Raw genomic sequence first — 13,865 nt, 5'->3', positions numbered from 1 at the left:
ACGGGTCAGGCGCTAGTCATTAACTCAGACTGGAGCGACCTTGCCTTGGTACATGTACATGATCACGAAGTTGTCGGCGTACGGCGCGTTCTTCAGGATCGGGTCGTCGTCGGCCGGGAACTTCGCCACCCGCTGGCCTTCCAGCGCCGGGTTGTTACCGTAGCGCTCCCACAGCGGGATGATCGGCAGGAGCTCGTTGAACGCCTGCGCCGCGGCGGTGATGTTCTTCTTCTGCTCGTCGACGTTCAGGCCCTGCGCCGACTTGTCCACCACGGCCTGCAGGTCGATCGGACCGGCAGACGTGGTCTGCTTGAGCGGGAAGTTCATTCCCTTGCCGCCCTGGTTGGCCGCGATCACGTAGTTGAACGTGTACAGGTCCTGGACGAACGCGAAGTACGGGTGCGGGTGGTTCGAGGCGCCCCAGCCCTGGATGGCGATGTCGAACTTGCCGGCCAGGACGTCGGGGTTCAGCTGGGTGAAGGTGATGCCCCGCTTGGTGATGTTGAACCCGAACTTGTTCAGCTGGTCGGCCGCGTTGGTGGCGGCCGGGTTCCAGTCGGCGAACTCGGTCGGGAACTTGATGTCGTACGCGGCCGGCTTGCCGGCCGGCGTCATCCACTTGTCGCCGGACTTCTTCCAGCCCGCCGCCTGCATCAGCTGGGTGGCCTTGTCGAGGTCCTTCTCGTAGGCCTGGAGCTTCTGCTGGTCGGCGTCGGTGATCCAGTCGGGCACGAGGATGTCGGAGAAGCCGGCCATGAACTTGCAGGGCTTGCCCGAGTCGCCGAGCGCGACGGTGCCGTTCTCCTGGCGGTCCAGGACGTAGGCGATCGCCTGCCGCACCCGGGCGTCGGAGAACTCCGGGCGGGTGGTGTAGTTGAACACCAGCGAGGGGCCCGAGTACACCGGCGGCCGGAGGATCCGGAAGCCGTTGGACTGGAAGGTCTTCTCACTGGCCACCGCGAAGCCGTGGGTGGCGTAGTCGACGTCCTTGTTCATCACGACCGGCGTGATGTCGGAGGTCTCACCGTTGTACAGGACGACCTTGGTGAACGCGATCTTGTCGGCGAACAGACCCTTGTCGTTCTTCACCAGCGTCATCTGGGCGTTGGTCATGGTCTTCGGGTCGTAGTTGAACGGCCCCGACACGACCGGGTTCTCCGGCCGGAACTTCTGGAAGTCGGCGTTCAGCTGCTTGCCCTCACCGGTGTCCAGGCTGCCGTTGGCCTTGCGGAGCGTCTCGGCCTTGGTCGACCAGTCCTTGTAGACCGACTCCGGCAGGATCGGCGCGCGGAGGATGAAGCGCTCGAGGACCGTCGACGGCGTGCCGATGGTGAACACGACGGTGGTGTCGTCCTGCGCCTTGACGTCGGACAGGAAGGTCCAGTCCTGCTGGCGCATCAGCCAGCGCAGGTTGAACGTCGCGACGACGTCCTTGGCCGTGAGCGGCGAGCCGTCGCTCCAGGTCAGGCCGGACCGCAGCTTCATCGTGTACGTCTTGGCCGCTTCGTCCAGGGTGTTGGACTCGGCCAGCAGGTACTCCCACTTCTTGTCGGCCCAGTAGTACATGCCGGCACTCGGGTAGATCAGGTCGAGGTACGGGCTCTGCTGCTGGATGCCGTCAAGGACGCCGGCGCCCAGGTTGAAGTGGCCCTTGGGCGGCAACTGGTAGGGGTACGCGCCGTGGAACTCCTTGTTGCCCGACGACTTGTTGTCGCTTTCCGCGTTCGGCTCGCTCGGTGAACAGGCCTCCAGCGACCCGATGCCGGCGACGCCGACACCGGCGATGCCGAAGAGCTGGAGCACATGCCGGCGCGAGATCGCGTTGGTCAGGGCGCTCGCGCCCGAACCCTTCGAGCCGGAATCGTTGGTGCCGGTGGGACTCATCCTTCGTCCTTTCTGATCTGACCACACGCCCATGTGGGTCAGGCACTACTGGTTTGGGGTACTGCTAACCGCCCTCGCGTTTTTCCCGGCGCCGCAGTATGAGTACCGCGGCGACGACGATGAGGCCCAGTAGCAGGCCCAAACACAAGGTGAACAGGGTGACGACGAACTCCGGGGTACCGGGCGTCAGCGTGAGCAACAGAACTCCGCTGGCCAGTACCAGGAACGCCGCCCAGCCGAATGCCACTCGGCCGATCTGTGGTCCCATCAGGCCACCGGCTCATCGCGGACCTCGGCATCTCCGGCTCCGTCGCGCGCCACCACGTGGCACGCGGTCGACTGACCGGGACGTACGGCGACCAGCTCGGGCACCGCTCCGTCGCACAGGCCGCCCTCGAACTTCGGGCAGCGCGGATGGAACGAACACCCGACCGGCAGGTGGGCGAGACTCGGAATCTCCAGGCTCCGCAGGGATCCCGAGCCCTTGGTCTTGGTCAGGTCCGGATCGGGCTCGGGGATCGCGTCGATCAGCGCGCGGGTGTACGGATGCGTCGGCGCGTTGATGATCTGCTGGGTCGGGCCGAACTCGACGATCCGGCCCAGGTACATGACCGCGGTGTTGCCGTTCCAGCCGAAGTACTTCGCGATCGCCAGGTCGTGGGTGATGAACAAGAACCCGACCCCGAGCTCGTCGCGCAGCCGGCCGAGCATCGCCAGCACGCTGATCCGGATCGACACGTCCAGCATCGACGTCGACTCGTCCGCGATGATGATCTTCGGGTCCAGGGTCAGCGCCCGGGCCACCGAGATCCGCTGCCGCTGGCCACCCGACAACTGGTGCGGGTACTTGGACAGGTAGCTCTCCGGTGGGGTCATGTCGACCTTGGCGAGCAACTCGGCCGCGCGCTGGGCGGCGGCCTTCGCGCCCTTGACCACGCCGTGCTTGAGCAGCGGCGCCGTCATCGTCTGCTGGATGGTCCGGGTCGGGTTCAGCGAGGCGTACGGGTCCTGGTGAACATACTGGACGCCACGCCGGAAGGTGCTGAAGTCGCTCCGGTTCATCGACCAGATGTCGGTGCCGTTGTAGGCCACTGTGCCGTCGCTCGGCTTGGCCAGGCCGGCCGCCATCCGCGCCGCGGTGGTCTTCCCGGAGCCACTCTCCCCGACCAGGCAGAGCACCTCACCGGGGTTGATCGACAGGTTGACCTCGTCGCATGCACGGATCGGCCCGGCCTTGGTGCCGAACACCTGGCTGACCCCGTCCAGCGTCATCAGCGGCGTACGTCCGTCGGCCTTGGCCGCCGGAACAGTGTCGGTCGCGGTCATGATGCGGTCCCCAAGTCGTCCTGCACGTGTCGGTCGTCCTGCACCCGTCGGTCGTCCTGCACCCGTCGCTCGAGATGCACGTCTTTGGAATGGATGCAGGCGACCTCGTGCCCGGCACCCTGCTGATCGGTCACCGGGATCAGTGGCGGGTCGGTCTCCTTGCACTCCGCGGTGGCGTACCCGCACCGCGGATTGAACTTGCAGCCCGTCGGCAACGCGGCCAAGCTGGGCGGGCCGCCCGGGATCGACTGGAGATCCGGCAGGTCACCGACGATCGGCGGCACCGCCTTGATCAGGCCGAGCGTGTACGGATGCCGCGGCTGGTAGAACATGTCCCGGACGCCACCGGTTTCGACGATGCGACCGGCGTACATGGTGGCGACCCGGTCGGCGAGCTCGGCTGCCAGCGACAAGTCGTGCGAGATGAAGATCATCGAGAAGCCGAGCCGCTCGCGGACCTCGTGCAGCACCTCGACGATCGAGCGTTGGGTGAGGATGTCGAGCGCCGTGGTCGGCTCGTCGAGGATCAGGACCTCCGGCTCGAGCAGCAGGCTCATCGCGATCAGCACTCGCTGCCGCATCCCGCCGGACAGCTCATGCGGGTAGCAGTCCATCACCCGCTCCGGCTCCAGCCGCACCAGCCGAAGCAGCTCAGCGGCACGCTCTTCGATCTCCCGCTTGGTGGCCTTCGTGTGCGCGCGCATCGTGTCGTGCATGTGCGCGCGGATCTTCAGCACCGGGTTGAACGCGTTCATCGCGCCCTGGAAGACCATCGCCGCGTCCCGCCAGCGGAACTGCCGCAGGTCGCGCCCGTCCAGACCGAGGATGTCGATCTCGGCACCGTCACCGCGGTTGAAGGTGACCTTGCCGCTGGCATGTCCCAACCGTGGCAGCAACCGCAGCAGGCCGAGCCCGAAGGTGGTCTTCCCACAGCCGCTCTCGCCTACCAGCGCGAGGCTTTCGCCGGGGTAGAGGTCGAGGTCGATCCCGCGGACGGCGCGCACGGTGGCGCCGGCACCGGTCCGGTACTCGACGTTGAAGTCGCGGACCGACAGCAGTGGCTTGCCCTGACCGCCGCGCACCGCGCGGGCGCTGGTTGTTCCCTGAGGCATCGAGGTCACCATGCTCACCGGTCCCGGAGACGCGGGTTGAGGATCTCTTCGAGTGATCTCGTCATCATCACCAATCCGAGCAGCAGCAGAATGATCGCGACGATCGGGCTCAGGATGAACGGCAGGCTGTCGTCGTTGAAGATGGCGCCCGCGATCCAGGCGCGGTTGAGCATGATGCCCCAGTTGGATCCGGTCAGCGGCGCCAGCCCGAGCAGGTAGAGGCCGACCAGCGCGTAGATCGCGTTCGTCACGCCGATGATGAAGTTCATCAGGATGAAGCTGGCCATGTTCGGCAGGATCTCGACGAAGACGATCCGGATCGTGCCGAGGTCGAGCAACTTCGCCGCCTCGACGAACTCGCGTTCCCGCAGCGAGAGCACCTGGGACCGCACCGCCCGGGTCAGCACCGGCCAGCTCAGCACCCCGACCAGGATGGCGAGCAGGATCGGCGAGTCCAGCTTGAACATCGCACCGAGCACCGCGAGCAGGACGATCGTCGGGACCGTGAGGACGACGTCCGCCGCCGTCGTGACCACGGAGTCGGTGCCGCCGCCCAGGTAAGCCGCCAGTGAACCGAGGACGATCGCGATGAAGGTCGAGATCGCGGCGGCGAAGAACCCGATGAAGATGACGGACCGGCCGCCGTCGATCATCTGGATCAGCACATCCTTGCCCTCGTTGTCGGTCCCGAGGAAGTGCCCGGGTGACCCGAACGGCAGCAGGATCTCCTTGACGTTGGGCTCCACCGCGGGGGTGAAGAACGGCCCGATCGCGGTGATCAGCACCAGCAGCGCCACGATGATGAAGCCGATGAAGCCGGCCGGGCTGCGCCGCAACCCATGCATGATGCCGGCGAAGCGGGAGACGCCCGTCGTCCCGATGGCGGCAACGGCGCCGCCGGTGGCAGCGGTCTCGGTCATCTCGTCACTCCCCTCCCCCTGCGTCGCCCGCTCCTCCTGAGTCGCCCGCGCCCATCGCGCGCGCTTTGTCGGATCTGACGCGGATCCGCGGATCCAGTCGGCTGTACAGAATGTCGGCGAGCAGGTTGGCGATCACCACGGAGATCGTGATGACCAGGAAGATCCCCTGCAGGACCGGGTAGTCGCGGCCCGAGATCGCGTTGTAGAGGCTGAACCCGATGCCTTGATAGCCGAAGATCCGCTCCACGAAGATCGACCCGCCGACCACGAACCCGAGCGAGATGGCCAGCACGCTGAACAGGGGCAGTACGGCGTTGCGCCCGACGTACCCGGACCGGATCCGCGAGTCGCTCAGGCCGCGCGCGCGGGCGACCGTGACGTAGTCCTCGCCGAGGGTCTCCACCGTGGAGGACTTCATCACCAGCGCCCAGGATCCGACCGTGGTCAGCAGGTAGGCCAGGATCGGCAACGTCGCGTGGTAGAAGATGTCGTTCAGGAAGGCCAGGCTGAACGACGGTTCCACCCCCGGCGTGTAGGAGCCACGCGCCGCGGTCAGGTCGAAGACCTGCAGCTTCACTCCGAGGAAGACGACGATCAGGATCGCCAGGATGTAGTTCGGGATCGCGTGCAGGAACGAGCCGATCGAGCTCAGCAGGTGGTCGATCCAGCTTTCGCGGCGGTAGGCCATCACCATCCCGGCCACGATGCCGATCATGAAGCTGAGGATGGTGGCGACGCCGACGGAGAACAGCGTCCAGGGCAGGTAGGTCTTGATCACCTGTGCCACGGTCGTCCCCGGCGACAGCAGCGAGTTGCCGAAGTCGCCGTGCAGGAGGTTGAGCATGTACGTGGCGTACTGCTGGATCAGCGGCTGGTCCGGATCCAGCGAGAACAGGTTCTTGGCCTGCGCGGCAGCGGCGTCGTACGAGATACCTGTCTGCGCGATCTGGGTCTGGATGTAGGTGTCGACCGGGTTACCGGGCAGCAACCTGACCAGGAAGAACGTTCCCGTCGTCACGAGGAAGACAGTCAGCACCGCCTTGGCTAGTCTTCGCACCAGCCAGGCGTTGAAGAATCTCTTGGCGGCCGTGGGTTTCGGTTCCTCCACCGGCCTCTCTATCAGCTTCGAGGCCGGAGTCTCGACCGCACCGCTCACAGCTCACCTCCACGCGGGATACCGACGGCGTGTCAACGCAGACGCTCTCATGCAAGCCGTACTAACGCATGCTGTCTTGCATTCATCTGCGCGCAGTGTCGCTAGTTTGCGCAACCACATACACCGAGTCAACGGTTTCTTCGTACCCGAGGCCACGGTCACCGAATCGTGAGTATTCGGTTGCTCTATGCACCGATTCTGACACCCTCAGTGCCGAAATTCCGGACGCCGCAACGCAAACGTCGCCCGCCACCTCTAGCGGTGACGGGCGAACATTTGATAAGTCAGCGAGTTGCTCGGTTGATCGCCGAGACGACGGCTTTCAGGGAGGCAGTGAGGATGTTGGCGTCGCGGCCGACGCCCCAGTAGACCTCGTCGCCGACCTCGCACTCGACGTACGCCGCGGCGAGCGCGTCGCCGCCCGCGGAGAGCGCGTGCTCGTGGTAGTCCAGCACGCGTACGTCGTACTTCAGCGGCTGGATCGCGTCGACGAACGCCGAAACCGGGCCGTTGCCCTCGCCGGACAGTTCGTGCGGAACCCCATTGGAATAGACCTGAACGCGGAGCTGATCGCCCTGCCCCTCACCCGACGACGAGTTGACGCTCAGCAGCGACAGCTTGCCGGGCGAGAGGTACTCGGCCGCGAAGATGTCCCACATCTCCTGCGGGCCGACCTCGCCGCCCTCGGAGTCGGTGTGCTGCTGGATCACCCGGCTGAACTCGATCTGCAGCCGGCGCGGCAGGTCGAGCCGGTGCTCCGACTTCATGATGTACGCGACGCCGCCCTTGCCGGACTGCGAGTTCACCCGGATCACGGCCTCGTACGAGCGGCCGACGTCCTTCGGGTCGATCGGCAGGTACGGCGCTTCCCAGGTGATCTCGGACACCGGCCGGCCTTCGGCCGCGGCCTGCTTGTCCAGCGCTTCCAGGCCCTTCTTGATCGCGTCCTGGTGCGAACCGGAGAAAGCGGTGTAGACCAGGTCACCGGAGTACGGCTGCCGCTCGGGGACGCGCATCTGGGTGCAGTACTCGACCGTACGGCGGATCTCGTCGATGTCGGCGAAGTCGATCTGCGGGTCGATGCCCTGGCTGAACAGGTTCATCCCCAGCGTCACCAGGTCGACGTTGCCGGTCCGCTCACCGTGGCCGAACAGGCAGCCCTCGACGCGGTCCGCACCGGCCATCAGGGCCAGCTCTGTCGCCGCCACCGCCGTACCGCGGTCGTTGTGCGGGTGCAGGCTGATCGTGCTGTGCTCGCGCCGGGTCAGGCCCCGGCTGAACCACTCGATCTGGTCTGCGTACACGTTCGGCGTCGACATCTCGACGGTGGCCGGCAGGTTCAGGATGATCTCCCGCCCCTCGGCCGGCTGCCACTGGTCGCTGACCGCCTCGCACACCTCGAGCGCGAACTCCAGCTCGGTCCCGGTGAAGATCTCCGGGCTGTACTGGTACCCGAACTGACAGTCGCCCAGCATGTCGTCGGCGTACTTCATCACCGTCTCGGTGCCGCGTACGGCGATGTTGAGGCACTCGGCCTTGTCGACGTTGAACACGACGCGGCGGAACAGCGGTGCGGTCGCGTTGTACAGGTGGATGGTCGCCTTCGGCGAGCCCTGCAGCGACTGCACGGTCCGCTCGATCAGCTCGTCTCTAGCCTGGGTCAGCACCGAGATGGTGACGTCGTCGGGGATGACGTCGTCCTCGATCAGGCTGCGGACGAAGTCGAAGTCGTACTGGCTGGCGCTGGGGAAACCGACCTCGATCTCCTTGTAGCCCATCTTCACCAGCAGGTCGAACATCCGCCGCTTGCGGGCCGGCGACATCGGCTCGACCAGGGCCTGGTTGCCGTCCCGGAGGTCGGTGGACAGCCAGCGCGGAGTGCGGTCGACGGACTTGGTCGGCCAGGTGCGGTCCGGCAGGTCGATCGGCGGAAACGCCCGGTAGCGCTGGATCGGCATACCGGAGGATTGCTGGACGGGCTTGGGCTGGTTCTGCGGTGCCACGGGGGTTCTCCTCGGGAAGGTGTACTGCGGGGTCGTGAGGGACGACCGGCGTACGACCGAACTCCGCGGCGAGGGAACCGGCCTTGTCAGGCCTCGCCGCGGCAGCGAAGGAGGAGAAGCTGGTGCCGCATGATGCCAGTGAGTCTATGCACAACCACGCTCGGCCGTCGAACCGGGGGTCTCGATCGGCGAGACACGGAGCGTGACGGCTCTGTGCCGGACCGGGTGCTGAAGAAGTGCTGAAGATGTGCGTCCTGCGGTCCTTGGCAGGAGCCGTGGCGGTGCAAGGATGGCCGGATGGCGGCGCGGGTGCTGGTGGTCGAGGACGCGGAACCGATCCGCACCGGCGTCGGGATCGCGCTGACCGAGGCGGGCCACACGGTGCGGACGCAGGCGGACGGCGACGGGTTCGAGCGGGAGCTGGCGGAGTGGCAGCCGGACCTGGTGCTGCTCGATGTGATGCTGCCGGGGCGGGACGGGTTCGAGCTGCTGACGGTGGCGCGGGAGACGTCGAACGCGGGTGTGATCCTGCTGACCGCGCGTGATGGCGTCGAGGATCGGCTGCACGGGCTGCGGACCGGGGCTGACGACTATGTGGTGAAGCCGTTCGTTCTTGCCGAGCTGATCGCGCGGGTCGAGGCTCTGCTGCGGCGGATGGGCCGGCTCCGGACCGTGCTGGAGATCGGCGACCTGGCAGTCGATGTCGAGGCGGGATTGGTACGGCGGGCCGGGCAGGAGATCGAGCTGACGGCGACGGAGTACAAACTGCTCGCGTTCCTCGCCGGGCGCAGCGGCAAGGTGGTCGGCAAGACCCAGCTGCTGACCGCGGTCTGGGGGTACGACGACTACGCGGCCAACCTGGTCGAGGTTCACGTGAGCGCGCTCCGCCGGAAGCTGGAGGCGCACGGACCGCGATTGCTGCACACCGTCCGCGGATCAGGCTATGTACTGCGGCCGCCGTCATGAGGCCACTGCGTACGGCGTCCCTGCGGGTCCGCGTGACGCTGACGGCGATCGCCGTACTGCTCGTCGTGTTGCCGGTGACGGGACTGGTGGTGAAGGCGGTCTTCGACGCGCAGGCCGAGCGCAGCCTCGACTCGCTGCTGACCGGGCGAGCGCAGCTGGCTCAGCAGCTCGCCCGGCAGAACGTTGCCCCAAGCAACCTCGTGCGGCGGATCGACGCGGACGGGGTCCGGGTGACGTTGATCCTGCGATCGGGTCAGCAGCTCGGCGCGCCACCGGTCGACCCGGGTGGGACAGTCCGGCAGGTGCGGGCGACGTTGCAGACAGGGCAGCGGACGCGCGGTGCGACGTTGCTGTTGTCGGCGGACACCGCGTTGCTGTCGGATGCGAGTGCGCGGCTCCGGACGGTCCTGCTGGTGTCGGGCGCGGCGGCGATTCTGATCACCGCACTGGCCTTGATCATCGGGATGAGGTTCGCGTTGGCGCCGCTGGATGCGATGACCGGCTTGGCGCGGTCGATCGTGGCGGGGCGGCGCGGCGAGCGGCTCCAGCCGGAGCGGGCCGACACCGAGCTCGGGCGTACGGCGGCTGCGTTCGACGAGATGCTGGACGCGCTGGAGGGGGCTGAGGGCTCGGCGCGCCGGTCGGAGGACCGGATGCGCGAGTTCGTCGCCGACGCCGCGCACGAGTTGCGTACGCCGGTCGCGGGGTTGCAGACCGCCGCGGAGACGTTGATCCAGCTCGGTCCCGAGGCTCCGGCGGAACGCCGCGAAGAGCTCGAACTCCTGCTGGTGCGCGAGTCCCGGCGTGCGGGGACCCTCGTCGCCGACCTCCTGGAACTCAGCCGCATCGACGCCGGCCTCCAACTCCACCTCTCCCAAGTCGACCTCCGCCACCTCGCCGAGGCCCAGGCCGCCCGAGTTCGTCTCGTCGCACCCGAAATGACGGTCGAGGTCACCGGCACCGCGACGGCGACCGGCGATCCTGAACGCCTGGCGCAGATTCTCGCCAGCCTCCTCGACAACGCCCGCCAGGTCGGCGCCCGCTCCGTCCGGATCTCGGTCGGCCCGACGGGCCTGCTGGTCGAAGATGACGGCCCGGGAGTGCCGGTCGAGGTCCGCGAGCGGATCTTCCACAGACTCGTGCACGGCCCCCAGAGCAAGGGCGCCGGCCTGGGCCTCGCGATCGCCCGCGGAGTGGCCCGAGCCCACGGCGGCGACCTGACGGTCGCAGACCGGGCCGACGGCCGCAGAGGCGCCGCCTTCAGGCTGGCCCTGCCGGCCACCACCTAGCTGTAGGGCGCGGACTGCTGGGCCGGGCGATGCCGCGGGACCTTGAGCACGGGTCGACCAGCTCGGCGGGCGTTTGGTGGTTGGTCGGTGCACAAGGTCGCGGGGTGTACGGCGATCGGAACCCCATGGGTACAGCCAGCGCGGTTCCCGACCACTCACACCGTTCCCCCACCTCCTACACCCTCAGTAGGCCGTCGATGGTGGTTTTGTGGTCGGGGAGGATCTTGGCGGGTTCGGTGCCGAGCACGTCGCGGAGGACGGTGGCGTAGACGTCGCGGAAGTCGGTGGTCGCCTTCAGGTCGCCGTTCGAAAGGTCGGTGAGACTCGGCTGCTCGCCGAAGAAACCACCGAACACCTTGTCCCCAACCACGAACACCGGGCCGGCAGTGCCGTGATCCGTCCCGTCGCTCCCGTTCGCGTGCACTCGCCGGCCGAACTCGGAGTACACGAGCACCACCGCGTTCTTCCCGCGATCCGTCTTCCGCAGCCGTTGCACGAACGGCGTCACCGCAGCGTCCAGCTCGGTCAGCAACCGCTGCTGCGTCCCGCGTTCGTCCGCATGCGTGTCGAAGCCCCCGAGCGACGCCGAGTAGGCCCGCGTCGGCACACCAGCCTCGATCAGTCCCGCGATCAGTTCGAGCTGCGCCCCGAGCTGCGACGTCCCGCCCGCCGACGCTCCCTGCGTGCGCTGCTCGTCCTCGTCTTCTTCCTTCTCGTGACCGGTGCGCACCGCGTTGCCCAAAACCTTCGTCGCGTCCTGCAAGTCCTGCACAGCTTTAGCTGCTCGCGCCTGCCAGTGCCCCTCCCCCGGACTCGGCTTGCCCAGCGCCGCGTACGCCGTACCGAGCGGGCCCTTGGGCAGCGCCAGTCCGCGCAACGGCAGCGATGCGGCGGCAGTGGTCTCGCCGGCCAACAGCGGCGGCAGGGTGGGCTCAACCGACACGGCCCGGAGCGGATCGGCGCCGGTCGCGTCCAGCCAGCGGCCGAGCCATCCGGTCGGGACCGGAGACTTCGGGGACGCCGTCTGCCAGATCGCCATGGACCGGAAGTGGCTGCGATCCGGATCGGGATACCCAACACCGCGCACGATCGCGAGGCGCTTCTCGTCCCACAGACCCTTCAGGCCCTTCATGCCCGGGTTCAAGCCAAGCCCGTCCCCCAGATCCAGCACCTCGTTCTGCTCGTAGGCCAGGTCCGGACGCGCCTTCTGGTACGCCGGATCGGCTGCAGGCACGACTGTGTTGAGTCCGTCATTGCCGCCGTACAAGGTGATGACGACGAGCACGGACTGGTCGCTCGGCAGTGGATTGTCGACCGCCGCGGCCATCAGGTCGGACCAGTTCACCTGCGTCGCCCCGACGGCCAGCGCTCCGGCCGCCGTCACGCCGCTGAGCGCCAGGAACCGCCTTCTCGTCAAGTTGTCCATCGGTCCTCCTCGGCCGCTCATCCGCTGACCACGTACTCGGGGGTGCAGGCGGCGAGTGCCGTCAGCTGCTTGGGATCCTTCACGCCGGCCAGTGCTGCCTTGGTCCGCTCGGTCCAGGTATCGACACCGAGCAGGGTCGCGGCCGCGGCCACTTTGTCCTTGGCGCCTTCCACAGTGGGGATCTCGGCCTGCTTCACCAGATGCTGGGCCAGCTGCAGCCGGGTCACACCGGCCGACGTCGTCAGCCAGCTCGCACCGGCCGGCCAGCCACCGACGCTCGGCGGACGGAACGGCAGTTGTCCCATGCCGCGCAGTCCGGCCAGCAGCTTGGTCTGCTCCTTCTCGGCCAGCTTCCCCGGCTGGATCCGCAAGGCGCGCAGCAAGCCGGCCGCCCATTCCACCGGCTGCTTCACCAGCGCGGACTCCGCATCCCGGAATGCGGCCTCGGCAACCATTGCCGTCAGCAACGACAGGATGTTGCGCTCGGCACCGTACGCCGTGGCTAGCCGGGCGATCGTGGCCGCATCCGGTGGCGTCGCCGAGACCAGCCGGAACCACAGCCGCCCGATCACGAAGCCGGCCGAGGCGGGTTGGGCCAGCGCCAGCCCGGCAAACCCTTTGGCGTCGAAGTTCCCGGTCTTGCCGAGCAGCGTCTTCGAGCCGGAGTCGAACCGCTTCCGCTGGAGCGTCGCGCCCTTCCCGTCGCGGCCGAGCACCCACCCGGTCAGACAGCGTGCGCCCTGGGCGACGTCGGTCTCCTGGTAGTGGCCGATGCCGAGCGTGAAGAGTTCCATGTACTCGCGGGCCAGGTTCTCGTTCGGCGAACCCTTGCGGTTCTTCTGGCCGTCGAGCCAGCGGATCATCGCCGTGTCGACAACCATCGCCTGGGCCAGGTCGCCGAACCGGCCGAGCGCGTGCGTGCGCTGTGTCTGGTTCTGCGCCAGCATCCACGCGGCGTTGCGGACCTTCTGGTTGCTGGTCGCGAAGTGCCCGTGCCAGAACCAGGTCAGCCGCTCGCTCGCCGTCCGGCTCGCGACCATCCGGTCCAGCCACCACACAGTCAGCTTCCGCTCCTGCGCTGCCCGCGCCTTCGCGGCCGCCTTCTTGGCGTCCTTGTCCTTCTTCGCGTCCGGATCCTTCTTGCCCATCGGCGGCGGTGGCGCCAGCCCGGTCGGCGGCGGCAGGGCGGCGGCCGCCGCGTCCGTCGCCGGACCCAGCAATCGCCGCAGCGTCGCGTCGAACCCGGCCGTCAGGTCCCCGGGCGCCGGCCCGAATCCGAGCCGGTCGTTCAGCCGCCGTACCGCGGCCCGCTCGCTGATCTCGGTCATACTCCCGATCGTTTCCAGCCGGGTCCGCCCGGACCAGTCTCCGGCGGCTTTCTTCAGCCAACCCACAGGTCCGGGTAGACAGTGTCTATCTCGATCCTGTAGACACTGTCTACGTGATCGCTCTCGGCCTCCTGACCGCCTCCGCCTGTTGCCACGCAGCGTGGAACCTGCTCGTGAAGAAGACCTCCCAGACCGGCCCGGCGTTCGTCTGGCTGTGCGGTCTCGTCACCCTCCCACTCTCGGTCGCACTGCTCATCTGGTCAGGCCTGCGCGGCAGCCTGGGGACTGCCTGGTGGTCGTGTCTGGTCAGCATGCTCTTGCACACGACGTACGCAGTCACGCTGCAGAAGGCGTACGGCGCAGGCGAGTTCTCGACGGTCTACCCGGTCAGCCGGGGCGTGGCGCCCGTCCTCGTGACGGTGGCGGCGATCCCGTGGCAGGGCTGGCCGGCGGCG

Annotated in this window: 11 protein-coding genes; 2 read left to right on the top strand and 9 right to left on the bottom strand. The window is 67.6% G+C overall.

The annotated features are described in order from the left end of the window. Positions 1-24 precede the first annotated feature (24 nt). From E0H73_RS01250 to leuA, 7 genes are all read right to left on the bottom strand, one after another. Positions 25-1,884 (bottom strand): ABC transporter substrate-binding protein, encoded by a 1,860-nt coding sequence (locus tag E0H73_RS01250; protein ID WP_131350100.1) that lies wholly within the window; start codon positions 1,882-1,884, stop codon positions 25-27. A gap of 64 nt (positions 1,885-1,948) precedes the next feature. Beyond that, positions 1,949-2,152: a hypothetical protein gene (locus E0H73_RS01245; RefSeq protein ID WP_131350098.1), complete on the bottom strand. Its 204-nt coding sequence runs from the start codon at positions 2,150-2,152 to the stop codon at positions 1,949-1,951. Then, positions 2,152-3,210, bottom strand: coding sequence for an ABC transporter ATP-binding protein (locus E0H73_RS01240; RefSeq protein WP_131350096.1), 1,059 nt, complete (start codon positions 3,208-3,210; stop codon positions 2,152-2,154). The genes E0H73_RS01245 and E0H73_RS01240 overlap by 1 nt, the downstream gene beginning before the upstream one ends. After that, positions 3,207-4,322, bottom strand: coding sequence for an ABC transporter ATP-binding protein (locus E0H73_RS01235; RefSeq protein ID WP_131350094.1), 1,116 nt, complete (start codon positions 4,320-4,322; stop codon positions 3,207-3,209). Before E0H73_RS01235 ends, E0H73_RS01240 begins: the two co-directional genes overlap by 4 nt. A gap of 14 nt (positions 4,323-4,336) precedes the next feature. Next, positions 4,337-5,242 (bottom strand): ABC transporter permease, encoded by a 906-nt coding sequence (locus tag E0H73_RS01230; RefSeq protein WP_131350092.1) that lies wholly within the window; start codon positions 5,240-5,242, stop codon positions 4,337-4,339. 4 nt (positions 5,243-5,246) lie between these two features. After that, positions 5,247-6,350, bottom strand: coding sequence for an ABC transporter permease (locus E0H73_RS01225; RefSeq protein ID WP_238163744.1), 1,104 nt, complete (start codon positions 6,348-6,350; stop codon positions 5,247-5,249). 332 nt (positions 6,351-6,682) lie between these two features. Beyond that, complete coding sequence (leuA, locus tag E0H73_RS01220; RefSeq protein ID WP_202867210.1) at positions 6,683-8,356, bottom strand: 2-isopropylmalate synthase; 1,674 nt, start codon at positions 8,354-8,356, stop codon at positions 6,683-6,685. A 342-nt stretch (positions 8,357-8,698) separates the two neighbouring features. Here leuA and E0H73_RS01215 point away from each other — a divergent pair, with 342 nt between their 5' ends. After that, positions 8,699-9,367 carry a response regulator transcription factor gene (locus tag E0H73_RS01215; protein ID WP_131350088.1) on the top strand — a complete coding sequence of 223 codons (669 nt, stop codon included), beginning with the start codon at positions 8,699-8,701 and terminating at the stop codon, positions 9,365-9,367. Further along, positions 9,364-10,656, top strand: coding sequence for a HAMP domain-containing sensor histidine kinase (locus E0H73_RS01210; protein WP_238163743.1), 1,293 nt, complete (start codon positions 9,364-9,366; stop codon positions 10,654-10,656). Before E0H73_RS01215 ends, E0H73_RS01210 begins: the two co-directional genes overlap by 4 nt. A gap of 175 nt (positions 10,657-10,831) precedes the next feature. Here the strand turns inward: E0H73_RS01210 and E0H73_RS01205 are convergent, their stop codons facing one another. Then, positions 10,832-12,082, bottom strand: a complete 1,251-nt coding sequence (locus E0H73_RS01205; protein WP_131350086.1) for a DUF1501 domain-containing protein — start codon at positions 12,080-12,082, stop codon at positions 10,832-10,834. A gap of 17 nt (positions 12,083-12,099) precedes the next feature. Beyond that, the gene (locus E0H73_RS01200; RefSeq protein ID WP_131350084.1) at positions 12,100-13,410 is read right to left on the bottom strand and encodes a DUF1800 domain-containing protein; all 1,311 of its coding nucleotides are present in this window, start codon (positions 13,408-13,410) and stop codon (positions 12,100-12,102) included. Positions 13,411-13,865 lie beyond the last annotated feature (455 nt).

This window comes from Kribbella pittospori (assembly GCF_004331465.1).
GTDB lineage: Bacteria > Actinomycetota > Actinomycetes > Propionibacteriales > Kribbellaceae > Kribbella > Kribbella pittospori.
This window is presented reverse-complemented; position numbering and strand designations above follow the sequence as displayed.

Coding starts and splice junctions, on each gene's coding strand:
- E0H73_RS01245 (WP_131350098.1), bottom strand. CDS start 2,152: ATGGGACCACAGATCGGCCGAGTGGCATTCGGCTGGGCGGCGTTCCTG.
- E0H73_RS01210 (WP_238163743.1), top strand. CDS start 9,364: ATGAGGCCACTGCGTACGGCGTCCCTGCGGGTCCGCGTGACGCTGACG.
- leuA (WP_202867210.1), bottom strand. CDS start 8,356: ATGCCGATCCAGCGCTACCGGGCGTTTCCGCCGATCGACCTGCCGGAC.
- E0H73_RS01200 (WP_131350084.1), bottom strand. CDS start 13,410: ATGACCGAGATCAGCGAGCGGGCCGCGGTACGGCGGCTGAACGACCGG.
- E0H73_RS01250 (WP_131350100.1), bottom strand. CDS start 1,884: ATGAGTCCCACCGGCACCAACGATTCCGGCTCGAAGGGTTCGGGCGCG.
- E0H73_RS01240 (WP_131350096.1), bottom strand. CDS start 3,210: ATGACCGCGACCGACACTGTTCCGGCGGCCAAGGCCGACGGACGTACG.
- E0H73_RS01205 (WP_131350086.1), bottom strand. CDS start 12,082: ATGGACAACTTGACGAGAAGGCGGTTCCTGGCGCTCAGCGGCGTGACG.
- E0H73_RS01230 (WP_131350092.1), bottom strand. CDS start 5,242: ATGACCGAGACCGCTGCCACCGGCGGCGCCGTTGCCGCCATCGGGACG.
- E0H73_RS01235 (WP_131350094.1), bottom strand. CDS start 4,322: ATGCCTCAGGGAACAACCAGCGCCCGCGCGGTGCGCGGCGGTCAGGGC.
- E0H73_RS01215 (WP_131350088.1), top strand. CDS start 8,699: ATGGCGGCGCGGGTGCTGGTGGTCGAGGACGCGGAACCGATCCGCACC.